The 17,721-nt window shown below is 72.6% G+C and carries 16 protein-coding genes; 11 read left to right on the top strand and 5 right to left on the bottom strand.

Annotated elements, in window-relative coordinates; translation table 11 throughout:
* Window positions 1-37: 37 nt before the first annotated feature.
* Window positions 38-1,366 (bottom strand): M20/M25/M40 family metallo-hydrolase, encoded by a 1,329-nt coding sequence (locus JOD64_RS30565; RefSeq protein ID WP_204945445.1) that lies wholly within the window; start codon window positions 1,364-1,366, stop codon window positions 38-40.
* A gap of 183 nt (window positions 1,367-1,549) precedes the next feature.
* On the opposite strand from JOD64_RS30565, the gene JOD64_RS30560 reads away from it, so the two are divergent.
* The 3 genes from JOD64_RS30560 to JOD64_RS30550 all read left to right on the top strand — a co-directional run bounded on the left by JOD64_RS30560 (window position 1,550) and on the right by JOD64_RS30550 (window position 3,525).
* Complete coding sequence (locus JOD64_RS30560; RefSeq protein ID WP_204945444.1) at window positions 1,550-2,152, top strand: hemerythrin domain-containing protein; 603 nt, start codon at window positions 1,550-1,552, stop codon at window positions 2,150-2,152.
* Between the two features lie 86 nt (window positions 2,153-2,238).
* A complete protein-coding gene (locus tag JOD64_RS30555) occupies window positions 2,239-3,219 on the top strand; it encodes a LysR family transcriptional regulator (protein WP_204945443.1) in 981 nt (326 codons plus the stop codon).
* 60 nt (window positions 3,220-3,279) lie between these two features.
* On the top strand, window positions 3,280-3,525 hold the full coding sequence (locus JOD64_RS30550) for a hypothetical protein (protein WP_204945442.1): 246 nt from the start codon (window positions 3,280-3,282) through the stop codon (window positions 3,523-3,525).
* A gap of 55 nt (window positions 3,526-3,580) precedes the next feature.
* Here JOD64_RS30550 and JOD64_RS30545 read toward each other — a convergent pair whose 3' ends face one another.
* Both JOD64_RS30545 and JOD64_RS30540 read right to left on the bottom strand, forming a co-directional pair.
* Window positions 3,581-3,931 (bottom strand): DUF3140 domain-containing protein, encoded by a 351-nt coding sequence (locus JOD64_RS30545; protein WP_204945441.1) that lies wholly within the window; start codon window positions 3,929-3,931, stop codon window positions 3,581-3,583.
* Between the two features lie 209 nt (window positions 3,932-4,140).
* Entirely contained in the window at window positions 4,141-6,696 is a 2,556-nt protein-coding gene (locus tag JOD64_RS30540) for an ATP-dependent Clp protease ATP-binding subunit (protein ID WP_204945440.1), read from the bottom strand.
* Between the two features lie 140 nt (window positions 6,697-6,836).
* Between JOD64_RS30540 and JOD64_RS30535 the strand changes: the two genes are divergently transcribed.
* The 7 genes from JOD64_RS30535 to JOD64_RS30505 all read left to right on the top strand — a co-directional run bounded on the left by JOD64_RS30535 (window position 6,837) and on the right by JOD64_RS30505 (window position 15,169).
* Entirely contained in the window at window positions 6,837-7,229 is a 393-nt protein-coding gene (locus JOD64_RS30535; RefSeq protein ID WP_204945439.1) for a PIN domain-containing protein, read from the top strand.
* A 152-nt stretch (window positions 7,230-7,381) separates the two neighbouring features.
* Window positions 7,382-7,642, top strand: coding sequence for a hypothetical protein (locus JOD64_RS30530; protein WP_030504016.1), 261 nt, complete (start codon window positions 7,382-7,384; stop codon window positions 7,640-7,642).
* A 6-nt stretch (window positions 7,643-7,648) separates the two neighbouring features.
* Window positions 7,649-8,554 carry a hypothetical protein gene (locus JOD64_RS30525; RefSeq protein ID WP_239559732.1) on the top strand — a complete coding sequence of 302 codons (906 nt, stop codon included), beginning with the start codon at window positions 7,649-7,651 and terminating at the stop codon, window positions 8,552-8,554.
* The gene (locus tag JOD64_RS30520; RefSeq protein WP_204945438.1) at window positions 8,547-11,222 is read left to right on the top strand and encodes an FtsK/SpoIIIE domain-containing protein; all 2,676 of its coding nucleotides are present in this window, start codon (window positions 8,547-8,549) and stop codon (window positions 11,220-11,222) included. The genes JOD64_RS30525 and JOD64_RS30520 overlap by 8 nt, the downstream gene beginning before the upstream one ends.
* Window positions 11,219-11,881, top strand: a complete 663-nt coding sequence (locus JOD64_RS30515) for a hypothetical protein (protein WP_204945437.1) — start codon at window positions 11,219-11,221, stop codon at window positions 11,879-11,881. Before JOD64_RS30520 ends, JOD64_RS30515 begins: the two co-directional genes overlap by 4 nt.
* A 92-nt stretch (window positions 11,882-11,973) precedes the next feature.
* Window positions 11,974-14,613, top strand: coding sequence for a CHAT domain-containing protein (locus tag JOD64_RS30510; protein WP_204945436.1), 2,640 nt, complete (start codon window positions 11,974-11,976; stop codon window positions 14,611-14,613).
* 40 nt (window positions 14,614-14,653) lie between these two features.
* Window positions 14,654-15,169, top strand: a complete 516-nt coding sequence (locus tag JOD64_RS30505; protein ID WP_204945435.1) for a trypco2 family protein — start codon at window positions 14,654-14,656, stop codon at window positions 15,167-15,169.
* A gap of 15 nt (window positions 15,170-15,184) precedes the next feature.
* Here JOD64_RS30505 and JOD64_RS30500 read toward each other — a convergent pair whose 3' ends face one another.
* Window positions 15,185-16,459: a cupin domain-containing protein gene (locus JOD64_RS30500; RefSeq protein WP_204945434.1), complete on the bottom strand. Its 1,275-nt coding sequence runs from the start codon at window positions 16,457-16,459 to the stop codon at window positions 15,185-15,187.
* A 9-nt stretch (window positions 16,460-16,468) separates the two neighbouring features.
* Window positions 16,469-16,774, bottom strand: a complete 306-nt coding sequence (locus tag JOD64_RS30495) for a hypothetical protein (protein WP_204945433.1) — start codon at window positions 16,772-16,774, stop codon at window positions 16,469-16,471.
* Between the two features lie 157 nt (window positions 16,775-16,931).
* Here JOD64_RS30495 and JOD64_RS30490 point away from each other — a divergent pair, with 157 nt between their 5' ends.
* Window positions 16,932-17,711 (top strand): DUF72 domain-containing protein, encoded by a 780-nt coding sequence (locus JOD64_RS30490; protein ID WP_204945432.1) that lies wholly within the window; start codon window positions 16,932-16,934, stop codon window positions 17,709-17,711.
* Window positions 17,712-17,721 lie beyond the last annotated feature (10 nt).

Here is a 17,721-nt window from a genome sequence, read left to right as displayed (position 1 = left end):
TTGGGGAGGTTGCGCCGGCGGCATTCTGCCGGACCGGCTAGCAGGTGCGGAGGAACCGGTCGAGAACCCGCACGCCGAACTGTAGTCCGTCCACCGGAACGCGCTCGTCGATGCCGTGGAACAACGCCGAGAAGTTCAGGTCGGCGGGCAGCCGAAGCGGGGCGAACCCGAAGCAACGGATGCCCAGCTGTGAGAACGCTTTCGCGTCGGTGCCGCCGGAGAGCATGTACGGCACCGGCCGCGCCCCCGGGTCCTCCGCTCGCAGGGCCGCTGACATGGCTTCGACCAGGTCACCGTCGAAGGTGGTCTCCAGCGCCGGCTGCCGCTGGACGTACTCGATCGCGATGTCCGGGCCGACCAGCTCGCGCAGTTGCCGCTCCAGCAGCTCGGATTGGCCGGGCAGGCTGCGGCAGTCGATGGTGGCGGTGGCCCGGCCGGGGATGACGTTGTCCTTGTAGCCGGCGCTCAACCGGGTCGGGTTGGCGGTGTTGCGGATGGTCGCGCCGATGATGTTGGCGATCGGGCCGAGTTTGGCGATGGCCGTCTCCGGGTCGTCCGGGTCCAACTCGATGCCGAGCACGTCGGAGACCTCGGTCAGGAAGGCCCGGACGGTGTCGGTGACCACCACCGGGAAGCGGTGCTGGCCGATCCGGGCGACCGCCTCGGCGAGTGCGGTGACCGCGTTGTCGTCGTGCATCATCGAGCCGTGCCCGGGGCGGCCCTTGGCGTGCAGCCGCAGCCAGTCGATGCCCTTCTCGGCGGTCTCGATGAGGTAGAGCCGCTGGCTGTCGTTGACCGAGTACGAGAAGCCGCCGACCTCGCCGATCGCCTCGGTGCAGTCGTCGAAGAGGTCACGGTGGTGCTCCACGAGGAACCGTGCGCCGTAGTCGCTGCCCGCCTCCTCGTCGGCGGTGTACGCGAGCACGATGTCGCGTGGGGGTCGTACGCCGGTGCGCTGCCAGTGCCGCACCACGGCGAGCACCATCGCGTCGAAGTCCTTCATGTCGATCGCGCCCCGGCCCCACAGGTAGCCGTCGCGCAGCTCGCCGGAGAACGGGTGCACCGACCACTCGTCGGCGTCGGCGGGCACCACGTCCAGGTGACCGTGCACGAGCAGAGCGCCACGGCTCGGGTCGGTGCCCGGGATGCGGGCCACCACGTTCGCCCGACCCGGCGCGGACTCGTGCAGGACGGACTCCACGCCGACCTCGGCGAGCTTCTCCGCCACGTACTCGGCGGCGCGGCGTTCGCCGACGCTGGTGTCGTTGTCTCCCGTGTTGGTGGTGTCGATACGTAGCAGGTCGCGGCAGAGGTCCACGACCTCTGCGGTGGGGTCGGGTCGTCCGGAGGCCGCATCGCTCGTCATCGGCTCTTCATACCAGCCGGAGCTGGCCGGCCGCCCGGCGCACCGGTGCGGACGGCCCGGCGCGCCGGCAGCCGCAGGGCGACGCATCGACAGGCCCGGTTTCGCCGGGAACGCGTTCGGGTACCGCCGCCCGTGACCGCACATCCCTGCCGGCGCTTACGCCCGCCAGTCGAGGAGGGCATCATGTCCGCCGTTCCCCTGCCGCCACTGCCGCCCGCGCCCGAGGAGGGCTTCCGCCCCGGTGGCCGCAACATCGCCGACATCGTCGACCGGGAGCACCGCCAACTGCTGGCGCTGCTGGAGCAGTTGGCCGGTCCGGACGCCACCGGGCAGGAAGGGTTGCCGGTGCTCACCGCCGCGCTGTCGCGACACCTGTCGGCCGAGGAGCAGTACCTGCTGCCGGCGGTACGGGCCGCGCTGCCGCACGCCTCCGAACGGGTGGATGCTGAGATCAACGCCGACGCCAGCCTGCTCAACGCACTGAAGGGGTTGACCGACGAGGCGCTCACCGAAGTGGCCGAGCGGGTGCGTCGGCACGTCGCCGGGGTGGGCTCGCTCGTCACCGAGCTGCGGACGGTCGCGACCGAGGAGGAGCTGATCCGGCTCGGCAACCGGTTGGAGATCGCCGAGGAGGCGGCACCGACCCGACCGCACCCGGGCACTCCGGCCACCCCTCCGTGGAACCGGATCGTGGAGCCGGCGGTCGGGGTGGTGGACAAGGTGCTCGACGCGGTGACCCGCCGGCCGACGTATCTGGCGGACCTGCCGGAGCCACCTCGGGACTGAGGGGCGGCGACGGCCGCCAGTGCATTCATCATCACCAATCCACTTGGGCTATTCCGCCGGCTGACGCGTAGTCCTACCGTCACCCTATGAACCTGGAGCTGCGTCACCTGCGGGTGGTCTGCGCGATCGCGGAGACGGGGAGTGTGACAAAAGCGGCGTCGGCGCTCGGCCTGGCCCAGCCGGCGCTCACCGCCCAGCTCCAGCGCATCGAGCGGACGCTGGGCGGCCCGCTGTTCGACCGGGACCGGCGCGGAGCCCGGCCCACCGCACTCGGTGAGCTGGTGCTGGCTCGGGCCCGGGTGCTGCTGCCGGCGATGAAGGGGCTGCAGGACGAGGCGGCGCGCCTGGCCGGGTCCGGTGACGCCCCACCCTGCTACCGGCTCGGTGGGGTGAACAGCCCGATCCTGGGCCGGATGGTGCACCGGTTGGCGGCCGAGCAACCCCCCGCCCAGATCACCACGTTGGCCTCCTGGTCGGTCGACGAGCTGGCGCAGTTGGTGGCCGGCGGCCGACTGGACTTCGCGCTCACCGGTGTGTGCGGCGACGCCAGCCCGTCGGCCGGGTTCGGGTTGAGCTGGCAGGAGGTGGCCGTCGACCCGGTGCTGGTGCTGCTGCCGGAGACGCACCCCCTCGCGGCACACGACGAGGTGCGCCTGGGGGACCTGCGCCACGAGCAGTGGGTGGCCGCGCCGGGCGACGGCTGCTTCAGCGACTGCTTCGCCGCCGCCTGCGCGCGCGCCGGCTTCACCCCTCGAAAGGTGTACGAGACCGACATCCGTGGTTGCGTCGACCTGGTGGACGCCGGCGTGGCGGTGGCGCTGTGCCAGGCGACGTTCCGCCCGGTGGCCGGGTTGGTCACCCGTCGACTCGCCGGCATACCGCTGCGCTGGCGGCTCCTGCTCGGCTGGCATCCGGACTCCCCCGCCGCCCGGGAGGCCGAGCTGGTGTTGGAGACGGCCAAGGCGGCGTACGTCGACTCGTTGGCCCCGCATCCCGCGTACCTGGCCTGGCTGCCCCGCAACCCGGGTTTCGGCGTCCGGCAGCCCAGCGGGGTCCGACCGGGCTGAGCGGGAGGTATTCCCGGCCGGTGGCGGTGCGAACCGCCGCTGTCCGGGTATCTGGCGAACATGACCGATCTCTACCCGCCCGCCGACGACCGGGAGCTGCTGCGCCAGGCGGCCGCCGCGCACACCGCCGCCACCCGTGAGGTGGAGGCGTTCCTGCGCCGCCTGCCGACGGTGCCCGACCCGGCCGACGTCACCGAGTACGCGAATCTGCTCACCCGGGAGGACCAGACCCGCGCCGAACGCGATGCCGCCGCCGACGCGGCGGGGCTGACCATCGCCAGCTTGGAGCCCAACCGGGGCCAGTAGCCGAAGGCGACGGTGCCGTCCCCGGCGGGGACGGCACCGTTGCGCGTGACACCGTTCAGCGTTCGACCAGCGGGTCGTGCCCGAGGTCGAGCAGCGAGTGCCGCCACGTGTCGTCGGCGTTGCCGCGCGACGGCTTGGCGTCCATCAGCTCGCGGATCCGCTCGACCGCTTCCCGCATCACCTCGATGTCCTCCGGGGTGAGGTCGACCTTGCGTTTGTTCAGCACCTTGAGAATCTCCCGGCCCGGCTGGGGCAGGTCGAGGTTCGGGTTCGGGCCGAACGAATTCTCCCCGGAGCCTCGGGTCAGCAGCCACGTCCGCAGCTGCTCCGACGGGACGTTGACCTCGGCGTGGAAGTCCTCCCAGAGCACTTCCACCTCGGGGTCGAGCCGCGCTTCGCGTACCATCGGGTCTCCTCTCGCAGGCGACGGCCCGGACGTCTCCGGGTCCTCCTGGTCGGTCTTCGGATGCAGGCCCCCCGCGGGCACCCGCGTCCTGCGGGGGTTCGCGGTCGGCGGCGCCAGGATCGGGCCGGGATGGTCGTCCTCGTCCCGGGGTTTCGCGGACTCCGCCGGCTCGTGCGGGTCCTCGTCTTCACCTCGTCGCGCCGGCCCGCTCATCGCGGGTGCGTCGTCGTGGCAGCGGTGTACCCCCGCTCGCCCGCGGTCACGTCGAAGGTGAGCGCGCCGTCGCGGACGTCCACGACGACCTTCTGCCCGGGTGAGATCGCCGACTCCAGCAGCATCCGGGACAGATGGTTGTCCACCTCGCGCTGGATCACCCGGCGCAGCGGGCGGGCACCGAACTCCGGCTGGTAGCCGTGCTCGGCGAGCCAGTCGATGCCAGCGGTCGTGAACTCCACCTGGAGGTCCTGGGCGTGCATGCGGCGGCGGGTGTCCTCCAGCAGCAACGCGGTGATGTCGCGCAACTGCTCGGCCTCGAGCCGGCGGAAGATGATGACCTCGTCGATGCGGTTGAGGAACTCCGGGCGGAAGTTCTCCTGCAGGCGGCGCATCAGCCGCTCACGCAGCTCGTCGCTCTCCTGCTCGCTGCCTGGCGCCCCGGTGCCGAACCCGACGCTGCGCTGGCTGCCCGTGATCAGCTCGGAACCGAGGTTGCTCGTCATGATCAGGACGGTGTTCTTGAAGTTCACCGTGCGGCCCTGGCTGTCGGTCAGCCGCCCGTCGTCGAGGACCTGGAGCAGGATGTTGAACACGTCCGGGTGGGCCTTCTCGATCTCGTCGAGCAACACCACCGCGTACGGGCGGCGACGCACCGCCTCGGTGAGCTGGCCGGCCTCCTCGTAGCCGACGTACCCGGGTGGGGCGCCGACCAGCCGGCTGACCGTGTGTCGCTCCTGGAACTCGCTCATGTCCACCCGGACCATCCGGTCCGCCTCGCCGAACAACGCCTCGGCCAGGGCACGGGCCAGCTCGGTCTTGCCGACGCCGGTCGGGCCGAGGAACAGGAAGCTGCCCATCGGCCGCTCCGGGTCGGCCAGCCCGGCTCGGGAGCGACGGACGGCCTCGGCGACAGCGGTGACCGCGTCATCCTGGCCGACCACCTTCTGGTGCAGTTGCCCCTCCAGGCGCAGCAGCCGGTCCCGTTCCTCCTCGGTGAGCTGGCTGACCGGGATACCGGTGGCGCGGGACACCACCTCGGCGATCTCCTGCGGACCCACTTCGGGCACCTGCGAGGTGGACGAGTCGTCGCCGTTCGCGCGACGGATATCCGCCTCCAGCTCGGAGATCCGGTCACGCAACGCGGACGCGCGCTCGTACTGCTCGTCGGTGACGGCCTGTTCCTTGTCCCGGCGTACCTCGTCGAGTTCCTGCTCCAGCTCCCGCACGTCGGAGGCGGGCGTACGGGTACGCAACCGCACCCGCGCGCCGGCCTGGTCGATGAGGTCGATGGCCTTGTCCGGCAGGAACCGGTCGGTGACGTACCGGTCGGACAGCTCGGCGGCGCTGACCAACGCCTCGTCGGTGAAGCGCACCTGGTGGTGTGCCTCGTAGCGGTCGCGCAGACCGCGCAGGATGGCGATGGTGTCGTCGACGCTGGGCTCGGGCACCAGCACCGGCTGGAAGCGCCGGGCCAGCGCGGCGTCCTTCTCGATGCTCTTGCGGTACTCGTCCAGCGTCGTCGCGCCGATCACCCGCAGTTCGCCGCGGGCCAGCGCCGGTTTGAGCATGTTGGACGCGTCCATCCCGCCCTCGCTGCCGGCGCCACCCGCCCCGACCAGGGTGTGGATCTCGTCCATGAAGATGATCAGCTCGTCCCGGTGTGCCCGGATCTCGTCGATCACCTTCTTCAACCGCTCCTCGAAGTCACCCCGGTACCGGGTACCGGCGACCAGGCCGGCGAGATCGAGTTGGACGACCCGCTTGCCGAGCAGGGTCTGCGGAACGTCACCGTCGCAGATCCGTTCGGCCAGCCCCTCGACGATGGCGGTCTTGCCGACGCCGGCCTCGCCGATCAGCACCGGGTTGTTCTTGGTACGCCGGGACAGGATCTCCACGGCCTGCTCGATCTCGTCGGCCCGACCGATCACCGGGTCGATCTGATCGTTGCGGGCCAGGTCGGTGAGGTCCTGCCCGTACTGGTCGAGGGTGGGCGTGCCGCGATCGGGCTTCGGCCCGGTCATCGGCCCGCGCTCGGCGTTGGCGGCCTGCAACGACTCGGGTTGGATCCGACCGGCGGCCAGCATCCGCCCGGCCGGCGACTCCGGGTTGAGCGGCAGCGCCATCAGGATGTGCTCGGGCCCGATGTAGTTGGCGCCCATCGCCCGGGACAGCTGATGGGCGTCGAGCAACGCCCGCTTGGCGGCCGGGGTCAACGACAGGTTGGGCGGCACCTCCCCGCGTGGCGCCCCGTCGCCCTTTCCGCCGAGCGCGTTGAGCAGGGTGTCCGGGTCGGCGCCGGCGCGGCGTACCAGGTCACGCAGCGGTTCGCGTTGCAACGCCGCCCAGAGCAGGTGGTCGGTGTCCAGGTCGCTGCTGTGGCGTTGGGCGGCACGCCGGGCCGCATCGGCCAACATCTCCCGGGCGTCCGCCGTCATGAGTCGGGTGATGTCGACCCGGTGCGGCGGTCGGCGCCCTCCCTCGCCCCGACCGAAGTACCTGGCCAGGAATTCATCCCACGGGTCGGAGCCGGTGTCACCGGGTCCCATCATGTCTGTCCTCCGCAGTAGGGCGCGGCACGGTCGGCAGGGGCTACCCGGCGCGCGGCCCGACAAACGCCGCAGGAGGCGGAGCACCGGCATCCCGGGAGTGGCGTCGGGCCGGGACCGGCCGTTGGTGGCAGGCTGACCGGATGAATGAGACCCCGCTGCTGATCGTGGATGGCGCCAACGTGGTGGGCTCCCGCCCGAACGGATGGTGGCGTGACCGTGCCGGGGCCGCTGCCCGGTTGCGCGACTCCCTCGCCCCGGTGGCGACCGTCGGGCTGCCGGCGCGACTGACCGCCCCGGTGGAGGTGGTGCTGGTGGTCGAGGGGGCCGCGCGGGACGTGCCGGGCACCGAGGGCGTCCGGGTGGTCTCCGCCGCCGGCTCGGGGGACGACACGGTGGTCGAGCTGGTGGAGGGGGCGCCGCGCCGCCGCCGGCTGGTGGTCACCGCCGACCGGGAGTTGCGCGGTCGCGTGACCGCGTTGGGTGCCGAGGTGTACGGCCCGCGCTGGCTACGCGAAACACCGACCAGTAACTGAGAAAGTCTCGGACCGGGACTCCCACAGAACGGACTCCCGGCACTTCCGGGCCTCTACCGGACAGGCGGGCAGGAACACTGACAGGGCGGATGTTCTTTCGGGACCGCCGATAGGCTCTAATGGAGATCTCCCCGCCCCCAGGAGGTTCCGCCGTGGCCAGCGTCGCTGAGCTGAAGGCTGCCATCGATGTCGCGCTCCAACAGATCGGCGACGGGCAGACAGCCGTACAGGCCGCCGGCGAGAAACTGGCCGAGGCGCAGCAGACCCTGGCCGGCGCCCTGGAGGGCAGCGGGCACGAGACCGTGGAGGCGGCTCAGGCGTCGCTGACCCAGGCCAGTCAGGAGCTGGAGGAGTGTCTCGCCGCGACACTGGTCGCGGTCGAGCAGGCGCAGCTCTACGTCGCCACCCTGTAGGCCGTCATGTCCATCATCGAGGACGTCGGTGGGCAGGTCCGTGCCGCCAGCGAGGAGTTTCCGGTGGCCCTGCTCGGGCAGGCGCTGGAGAAGTTCGGCCTGGCCACGGAGCGACTGCGCTGGGTTCGTCAGGAGTCGGCCAACCCGATGGGCGTGCCCGAGTTGTCCGCCGCCACCGAGCACGCCGAGAGCGCCGGCTACGCGCTGCGGGTGGCACAGGAACAGCTGTCGGCGTACCTGGCCGCGATCGGGCTCACCGCGGACGGCGCCCCGGCCCCCCGCCCACAACCGCGCGAACCCCGGCACGACAGTTCACCGGCGGCCGGCCCGACCGAGGTGGTCCCGGAGCCGGCCGAGCAGGTTCGGCTGCGTCGCTGGTGGTCGGTGCGGGTCGCGGAGCTGACCGGTGGGCGTGACAGCGGCACCGACGAACCCGACGAGCAACTGGGCGACCCGCAGGAGCTGCTGCGCCGCGTCGTCGGCGGGGTGCGTGCCGGCGACCGGGACCGGCTGCGTACCGAACTGCGTCGAGCCCCGGCCGATGTGGGACTGGGCATGGCGGCGCTGACCCCACCGCTGCTGCGTGAGCTGGCCGGTGAGCTGCTGGGGCACCCGCCCCGCGCCACCGACCTCGGGCGGCTGCGCGGGGAGTTGGACGGGCGCGTACGCGACCTGTTGCCGGGGCTACCGCCGCCGGTGCTGGAGACGCTGCTGACCCGGGTGTGCCGGATGCCGCCGCCCCGCGCGTCCGGGGAGCCGCCGCACGCCGCCGATTCCGCGGTGACCGCCGGGGTGGCGACCGGGCTGCTGCTCGCCCGGCTCGGCCGGGACCTGCCCTCGGGGGCCCGCCCGCCGTCAGGTGACGCGGGCCAGCCCGGCCCCGCGCCGACTCGTTGGGGCTCCGATGGCTGACCGGCGTGGGCAGCTGGCCCGCCGGGTCCGGGACACCCTCGCCGAGGCGTTGGGCGCCACCCGTACCCGACTGTCCGCCGCCCAGTCGGAGCTGACCGCCGGGCGGGAGCGGCTGGCCCGGGTGCAGCGGGCGGCGGCCGCCGTACCGGAGCGGGTGGGCGCCCAACGGGATCGCCGCATCGCCGAGATCGACGCCCGCTACTCCACGCGGATCGCCGAGCTGGCCCGGCGTGCCGCCGACGCCGCCCGTCAGGAGGCGCCCGGCTGCGCGGGGGCCGACTGGGCGGGGTGGGCTCCGACGCCGGCCCGGCGGGCGGAGCCGCCCGGCGCGCTGCGGGTCGGCACGGTCCGGATCGACGGCGTCGACCCGGTGCCCGCGCTGGTGCCGCTCCTCGACGCCGGGCACGTGCACCTCTCCGGGGACGACCGCGCCGGCTGCGACGCGGTGGTCGCCGCGTTGCTGCTGCGGGCCGTCGGCCGTGGCAACCCGGGGGCGGTACGACTGATCGGGTACGACCCGGAGCAGCTCGGCGGCGGCCTGGCCGGGTTCGCCCCGCTGGGCACGGCAGGGCTGCTCACCTTCGTCGGCCCCGGCGGGCTGAGCCCACTCCTGGACGACCTGGTGGAGCAGATCCGCCGGATCAACGAGACGGTGCTCGCCGGCGAGTACGCCTCGTTGCGGGAACTGGCCGCGGCGACCGGCCGACGACCCGAACCGTGGCGGGTGGCGGTGCTGCTCGGGGGCGATGAGCTGAACCGGCACGAGCGCGGGCAACTGGACCGGATCGTGCGTGCCGGCGCGGCGTGCGGGGTGCACCTGGTGGTCCACGGTGTGTCGTTGCCGGAGGATCCGACGGTGACCCGGGTGGTGGCCGGGGTGTCCGGCGCGCGGATCGGCGGGTCGTCCGGCCTGCCGGTCCGGTTGGACCCGCCGCCACCGGCGACGCTGGTCACCGAGACCTGCCGGGAGATCGCCGCCCGGGTGAACGCGGGCCCACCACCGACCCCGTTCGGCGACCTGCTGCCCCCGCCCGAGCTGATGTGGCGGGAGGACTCCGCCGACGGGCTGACCGCGCCGATCGGTGAGGGGCCGCAGGGCCGAGCGGTCCGGCTGACGCTTGGCGACTATCCACCGCACGCGCTGATCGGCGGACCGTCCGGCACCGGCAAGACCAACCTGATCTTCGCGTGGATCGGTGCCCTCGCCGCCCGCTACTCCCCCGCGGAGCTGGAGTTCTACCTGCTGGACTTCAAGGAGGGGGTGTCCTTCGCACGGTTCGCGCAGGGCCGGCGCGATCCGAGCTGGTTGCCGCACATGCGCCTGGTCGGCATCAACGTCAACACCGACCGGGAGTTCGGGCTGGCGCTGCTGCGGTTCCTCGCCGAGGAGCTGCGCCGGCGTGCCGACGCGGCCAAGAAGCACGAGGTGACCAAGCTGGCCGAGTTGCGGGCGGTCGACCCGACCGGGCACTGGCCACGAATCGTCGCGGTGGTCGACGAGTTCCAGATGTTGCTGGCCGGCCGGGACGTGGTCGCCCGGGAGGCGGCCGACCTGCTGGAGGACCTGGCCCGCCGCGGCCGGTCGCAGGGCATCCACCTGGTGCTGGCCTCGCAGGACGTGCGGGGCATCGAGGCGCTGTGGGGCCGCCCGGCGCTGGTCGCCCAGTTCACCCTGCGCATCGCGCTGCCGAAGGCGTTGCGGATCCTCGCCGAGCGCAACGACGCGGCGCAGTCGCTGCCCCGCTGGCACGCGGTGGTCAACGCCGAGTCGGGCATGGTGGAGGGCAACGAGGTCGCCCGGATCCCGTCGGCCAGCGACTGGGAGACGTGGAGCGCGTTGCAGCACCGGCTGTGGCGGATGCGCCCCGCCGACGCGGCACCGGCCCGGCTCTTCGACGGCGACGCGATCCCCCGGCTGGCGGACGCCCCGGATTTCCGGGCGCTCGCCGTACCCGCCGACGGGACGGTGCCGCGCAACCCGGTCGCCCTGCTCGGCGAGATCATCGACGTGCAGTCCCGTTCGGCGGCGCTGCGTCTGCCGCGCGCCCCGGGGCGCAATCTGGCGGTCCTGGGCACCCGGGTGGACGAGGCGTGCGCGGTCCTGGACGCGGCGGCCCGGTCGCTGGCCCGCCAGCACCCGCCGGGCACCGCCCGGTTCTCCATCGCCTGCCTCGACCCGGACGCCGACCCGATCGCCCGCGCCCTCTACGACGACCTGGCCGACGACGCCGCCTGGTACGACGAGGAGACCGTGGGCGAGCTGATGGCCGAGACGGCCGACGCGCTGACCGGGCCGGGCAGCCCGCACTACCTGCTGCTGTTCGCGGTCGACGCGGCGGCCGGCGCGCTGGCCGCTCGCGCGGGTCGGCGCAGCGGCCTGGAGCAGCTACGCCGGATCATGCACGACGGGCCGGAACGCCGGACGCACGTGCTGGCCTGGTGGCGGGGGGTGGCCCGGATGCGCGCCGACCTGGGTGGGCCGGCCGCCCGCACCGACCAGATCGGCGCCTGGGTGGCGCTGGACGCGCACGGCGGTGAGCTGGGCGCTTCGCTCTACCCGGGCACCGGTGGCCCGGACTGGTATCCCCGACCCTGGCGGGGGCTCTTCTTCGACCGGGCGGTCCACCGCACCGGACAGGTCATCATCCCCTATGGACCGTCGCGATGAACGAACCAGTGGCCAGTGAGACGTACGCGGCACAGTTGCGGCGGCTGGCCGACCTGACCGCGCGGGTGCACGAGCAGCGCGCCGAGGCGCACACCTGGCACGAGCGGCAGTGCGCCGCTGCCGAGCGGGCTGTCGCCGACGCCGCCGAGCAGCTCCAGCACGCCGAGGAGGAGCTGGTCGCCGCCCGCGAACAGCAGGAACGGGTCGACGCCGAGGTGGCGCACGTGTGGCAACAGGTACGTACCCGACTGGGCGCCCGCCGCCTCGGCGGCCCGCCCGCTCCGGCGAACGGTGGCGGGGCAACCGATCCGGTGCTGCTGCTCGGACGAGCTCGGGACCTGCTCGACCGGGCCGGGCAGCCGGGTGAGCTGCCGGGCTCGGTCAACCCGCTGCTGGCGGTCTGCGGGGTGGCCGGTGCGGTGGTGGCGTACGCGCTGGGGGCCGGCGCGCGTGCGCTCGGCGTCGGGTACGGCGGTGACCTGGCGGTCGGGATGCCGGTGCTGGCGCTGGTGGTGACCCTGCTCGGGCCGTTGGTCGGCCTGGTGCCGGCGCGGGTGCTGGCCGACCGCCGGCACGCGGTGCTCGGTCCCCGGCCGATCACCGTGGTCCTCGGTGCGGGGGTGCTCGCCACCGGGTTGCTGCTGGCGCTCGGCCGCTGACCGATCAGGTCGGAACAGTCCACTAAGGCTGTCGAATAGCCGACCGCCGGCGCGGCGAAAATCAGAGCGCGATCTTCGATACGGTACGTCAAATGGTCGGCTTCTTGCTCAGTTACCGCGCCGGCGACGACAACGTCGTCGCGCGCGTGCTCGATGACGCGCTGACCGGACGATTCGGCAGCGTCGTTCGCGACCATCCGAGGGCGTTCATGTTCTCCTCCGACCTTCGGCACCGCCTGTCAGCCTCGGCGGCGCTCATCGTCGTGATCGAACCTCGCATACTCGGCGGTCCGGCAGGCTGGCTGGAGCGCCTTCCGAGCAGCGCCCGCCAGACGATCGAAACCGCCTTCGAACAGCAGGTCCCGGTCATTCCGGTGCTGGTGGACGGCGCTTTGCTGCCACCCGAGGCGGATCTTCCCACCGCGCTCAAACCGCTTGCCCAGCAGCACTACCGGCGGGTCGACACGCACACCGTCCAGGCCGACATCCGGCACCTGGTCGACGACCTGGTAGCGAATTTCGGCGCGGAGACCGACACTGCCGGGCCCGCGATCCCGGTGATCCTCAGCGTGGAGCCGGTGCGCTGGTTCATGCCGCCCCCCAAGCACGGGCCAGCGGCGGCGATCGTCTACTCGACCCGCCAGGGCGTTCTGGAGGTCGCCCACAGGCCGACGGCGTGGTGGCACCCGGGGTTCGTGGCCCGCTACTCGACGCGCTACGAGGTGGACACCGGCAACCACTGGCTCGTCTACGACACTCGGCTGCCCACCAGGGGCGGCGCGTACGCCTTCGAGGCGTCGATCGCCGTCGGCTTCCGGGTGACCGACCCGGCGCAGATCGTCCGACGCGGGATCACGGACGCCGCAGCCCTGGTCCGCGAGTTCCTGCTGGACGCCTGCCGGCTCATCAGTTCGCAGTACGCCGTCGACGAGGTGGTCCAAGCGTCGATAGCCATCGACCGACGGCTCACTCAGGACACGTCCGCTCTCGGCGGCATCACGCTTCACCTGAGAGACGCGCGGCTGTCCCTCGACGAACGAGCCAGTCACTACGTGCGCGAGCGCGAACTGAAACGGCAACGAGACGACCTGGAGGAACGAGCGTCGTACCGGCGGGGACGGATTCGGCCGGCCCCGATCGCCGATGAGGCTGACGCTGCGGTGTCCGCCGATGACCTCGACTTGCCGGTGTTCGGACGGGGCCTGGCGATGGGTACGATCACCGGACCGTCGACCTCGTCATTCCCGGACGACACCCCGGCGTCAACGGTGCGCCCGTACACGTTTACCCGCGGTCGGGCCCGCCCGGAGCGGCTGCTGGTGGCGCGCGCGCCCACCCAGGTTCCGGCGGGTCGGGACCTGAGCGTCGACGTCCGGCTCGTCACCGAAGGGCGGCCGGTCCACCCGGACGCCGTGACCGCACCGTTGGCGAGCCTCCTGGTCAGCGACGACGGCACACCGGTGACGGTGACCGTCCACGCGCCGGCTGGCCTGCACGCCGAGGGCCCGCTCCAGCAGACCGTGCTGGTCCTACCGGACGAGGATCCGGATCCGATCCGGTTTGGTTTCGGGGCGCGTACCCCGGGTCTGCATCGCATCGACGTGACGGCCTGGGCCGGCGGCACGTTCCTCAGCGAGGTTTCTGTGGAGGTCTCCGTCGCGGACGGCGGGCCGTTCCGCGACGGGCCGCCGAAGACAGCGCCGATGGGTGCCCCGCAGGCACGACCGGGCGAGGTCACCCTGGAGGTGCGGTTCGACGGCAGCCGCTACACGTTCCAACTGCGCTCCGACGCGGCGCTGTTCGCGCCGGTCGTCGAGTCGATCACGAACACGCCGAACGCCGCGGTGGAGAACGCGATCAAGGAGTTGCAGCAGATCGCCGGGGGTGGTTCCCGCTACAACGCGACGATGACCCGCGAGGTCATCCGGTCGGCGGGCATCCAACTGTGGTCGGAGATGGTGCCGGCCGACGTGCGGGACCAGTTCTGGCAGGTCGGCGCCGACATGAGCGCCTTCACGATCGCCACCGACCATGACGTGGTCCCGTGGGAACTGCTCTATCCGCTCAGCGCCCAGCGCGATGCCGGTTTCCTCGTCGAGCAGGTCCCCGTGGTGCGCCGTACCTATGGTCAGCACCGGAACGCGAAGGTTGGCCTGCGCGACGCGCGCTTCGTGGTACCGCCGAAGGCTCCCACCGGCGCGCATGAGGAGATCGCCACCATCCGCGCGATCCTCGGCGCTGCCGACAGTGAGCCCATCACCAGGGCCGACGACCTCCTCGCCCTGATCAACTCGGGAACGCTGGGGGCGACCCACTTCGCCTGCCACAACACGTTCTCCTCGGACGGCTCGTTCATCGACATGGACGGCGGCCGGTTCAAGCCGGCCCTGCTCGCCGAGGCCAGCATCCGGAAACTGCTGGCGGAGGCCGGTCCCCTCGTGTTCATCAACGCGTGCCGGAGTGCGGGCGTGGCACCGACGTACACGAAGATGCTCGGCTGGGCGCAGCAGTTCATGTCGTCGGGAGCGGGCGCGTTCGTCGGCACGCTCTGGGCGGTGCGCTCGGACAGTTCGGCCCGCTTCGCGACCGCGTTCTACCAGTCCCTCGCCGACGGCGCCACGCTCGGCGCGGCGGCCCTCGCCGCACGGATCGAGCAGCAGGACGATCCGCTCGACCCGACCTGGCTGGCCTACACCGTGTACGGCGACCCGTTCGCCACCGCCGCCGTCTGAGCTGGCGGCAACTCAACTCGCGCAGAGGAGGAGGTGCGGCATGGACGTGATCGACTACAGCGTGCCGGTCGGGGAACTGGTGTCGGCGGTGAAGGACGCGGTGAAGCAGGCCGGCATCTCCACGACCGACGAGGGCCGGGACCTGCGGGTCGGCTCGGTTCAGCTGATCCTGAGCGCGGTCGTCACCACGAAGGCCGGCGGTGGCGTGGACTTCCGGGTCCCGGTGATCGGCTGGAAGGTGAAGGTGGGCGGCAGCCGCTCCCACCAGAAGACCCACACGATCGACATCACCCTCGTCGCCGAGGATCTCCAGGATCGGCACGAGCTGCGGCACAGCGCGGTCGCGGCGACCCTGGTGGACGCGATCACCACGATCCGCGCGGTGGTCGCCGCCGGCACCGGTGGTGATGACCCGCTGGTGTTGAAGGCCGGCACTGTGGAACTCGTCTTCGGTGTCACCGACCAGGGCACGATCTCGGTCGGCGCGGAGGGTGAGCTGACCGACGAGATCACGAACACGCTCAGGATCGAGCTGGTCGGGGCCACCGCGGCGTAGTTCAGGCCGGGTAGCTTAGGCGGGGACCAGGACGGCCTCGCGGAGCAGTCGACGAGCCAGGGTGACCCGGTCGGCGTCGTCGGACAGCCCAGGCAGGTCACCCACCCGGGTGACCGTACCGCTGAGTACGGCGCGGACCGCCGGCTCGCAGTCGGCGGGCAGGGTGATGGTGCGGTCGAACAGGCGGAGCGCCACCGTGTCCGAGCTGTGCGGCGCGAGCTGCCAACGCAGGCCCGGGCGCAGGGTGACCCGGGAATCGGCGTCCACCGCGGCCAGCGCCTCAGCCTGGGCGAGCGGCCGGATGGGTGCCGGGCGGGCAGCCGGCCAGGCGCGCTGCCGCAGTCGCGCGGCGACCGCGCTCGGGTCGGCGCGCAACAGCCAGTCCCGCAGCGCCTCCACCGTCTCGGTCAGCTCCGGCTCGATGGCGTCCGGATCGGCCACGTCGGTGCCGAACGGCAGGCTGGCCCGTAGCCGCTGGTCCTCGGCGGCCAGCGTCAGCAGTTCCTCGACCAGGGCGTATCGGGTGAGAGCGCGGATGCCCACGGTCAGGTGCAGCGAGCTGGCGTCCTGCGCCTGCGCGCTGTGCAGCCAGCCCCGGGGCAGGTAGAGGGCGTCGCCGGGGGCGAGCACGACGTCCAGCGCGGCCGAGCCCTGTGCCGTGGCGCCGACCTCGTCGGCGCGGCCACCCCACGGCTGCTTCTCCAACGGATCGGGCAGCACCGGCGGGTGGATCCGCCAGTGCTTACGGCCGTCGACCTGCAGGACGAACACGTCGTGCGTGTCGTAGTGGGTGGCGAACCCCTGGCTGCCGGCCGGGGTGAGGTAGGCGTTGATCTGCAACGGTTGGTTGAGCGCGAGGCCCAGGTCGCGGGCGAAGTCGACGAGCGGTGGCCAGATCCGGTGCAGACCCTGCAGCACCAGCGTGGCGCCGGCGGCGTACTGCTCCAGGACCCGCTCGTCGAGCACCTGGTCGCCGATCTCGGCGCCGGCGCCGCCGCCGCCGGTCCAGCGCGCCGCAGGCACCAACTGGCCGTCCCGGGCGACGCGCAGGAAGGGGGTACGCAGGCCGCGCCGGCTCAGCAGCTCGTCGGCGTCGGCGGGGCTGAGCAGGTCGGTGAAGCCGGACGGGTCGGGCAGCTCGGCCGCCCGGGACAGCAGCGGGGTGTGTCCCCAGTGCGCGGCGGCGAACTTGGCCGGTTCGACCGAGACGCAGCGGGCCAGGGCGGCGGTCGCGTGTGCGGACGGAACCGCCGGGCGGCCGTGGCCGCCCGGCGGGTCGAGGTGCGTCATGGTGTGCCGCTACCGTGCGCTGCCGTCGGCGCCACCGTCCTGCTGGCCCGGCGTCGCACCGCCGTCGGCGGGACCTTCCGCGCCACCGTCAGCGCCGCCATCCTGCTGGCCGGGGGTCGCACCGCCGTCAGCGGGACCTTCCGCACCACCGTCAGCGCCACCGTCCTGCTGGCCGGGGGTCGCACCACCGTCGGCCGGGCCCTCCGCACCACCGTCAGCGCCACCGTCCTGCTGGCCGGGGGTCGCACCACCGTCGGCCGGGCCCTCCAGGCCGCCGCCGCCCGTGGTCTGCATGTCGTCGTCGTTGAGTGCCATCGGTACTCCCTCGGGTGTGCCGCCCCGCCGTACGCCGGGCTCCGTCGTGGTGCGGGTGGTACCCCACGCGCGATCTTCTCTAACCCTCACCGTAGACGTCGAACCGGAGCGGCACGGGCGGTTCGCGAGCGGCGGCGCAGAGTGCCAGGATGGTGTGGTGATCCTGGTGGGCACGTCCGGCTGGCAGTACCGGGACTGGCGAGGCCGCTTCTACCCGCAACAGGTGCCGCAGCGCCTCTGGTTGGAGCACTTCGCGGCCAGGTTCGCCACGGTCGAGGTCAACAACGCCTTCTACCGACTGCCAGAGCGGGACACCTTCGCCGCCTGGCGAGCACGGACTCCGGCTGATTTCTGCGTCGCGGTGAAGATGAGCCGCTATCTCACCCACATCAAGCGGCTGCGCGACCCGGCCGAGCCGGTGGCCCGGTTCCTCGGTCGCGCCACCGCACTTGGTGACCGGCTCGGCCCGGTGCTGGTGCAACTGCCACCGAACCTGCAGGTGGACGTCGAGGCGCTCGACGCGACCCTGCGGCTGTTTCCAGCGGAGGTGCGGGTCGCGGTCGAGCCCCGGCACCCGTCCTGGTGGACCGACGCCACCAGGGCGGTGCTGGAACGGCGCCGGGCGGCGCTGGTCTGGGCTGACCGGTTGGGACGCCCGGTCGCCCCACGCTGGCGCACCACCGACTTCGGGTACCTGCGGCTGCACGAGGGAAGGGCACGGCCCCTGCCCCGCTACGGCCGCGCGGCCCTCACGTCATGGGTTAGCCGGCTGACCGACGCCTTCGGCGCGGACGAGCCGGCGTACGTCTACTTCAACAATGATCCGGGCGGCGCCGCGATCGTGGATGCCATCGCGTTCGCGGCGCTGGTCGGTGCGGCCGGGCACCCGGTGTCGCGGGTGCCGACGTCCGCCGAGGCGGACCCGTCCGGCGACTGAGCCCGCCCGA

The sequence above is a fragment of the Micromonospora luteifusca genome (assembly GCF_016907275.1).
Lineage (GTDB): Bacteria > Actinomycetota > Actinomycetes > Mycobacteriales > Micromonosporaceae > Micromonospora > Micromonospora luteifusca.
Note: the sequence above shows the minus strand (reverse complement) of the source record. Positions and strands in the feature narration are given on the sequence as shown.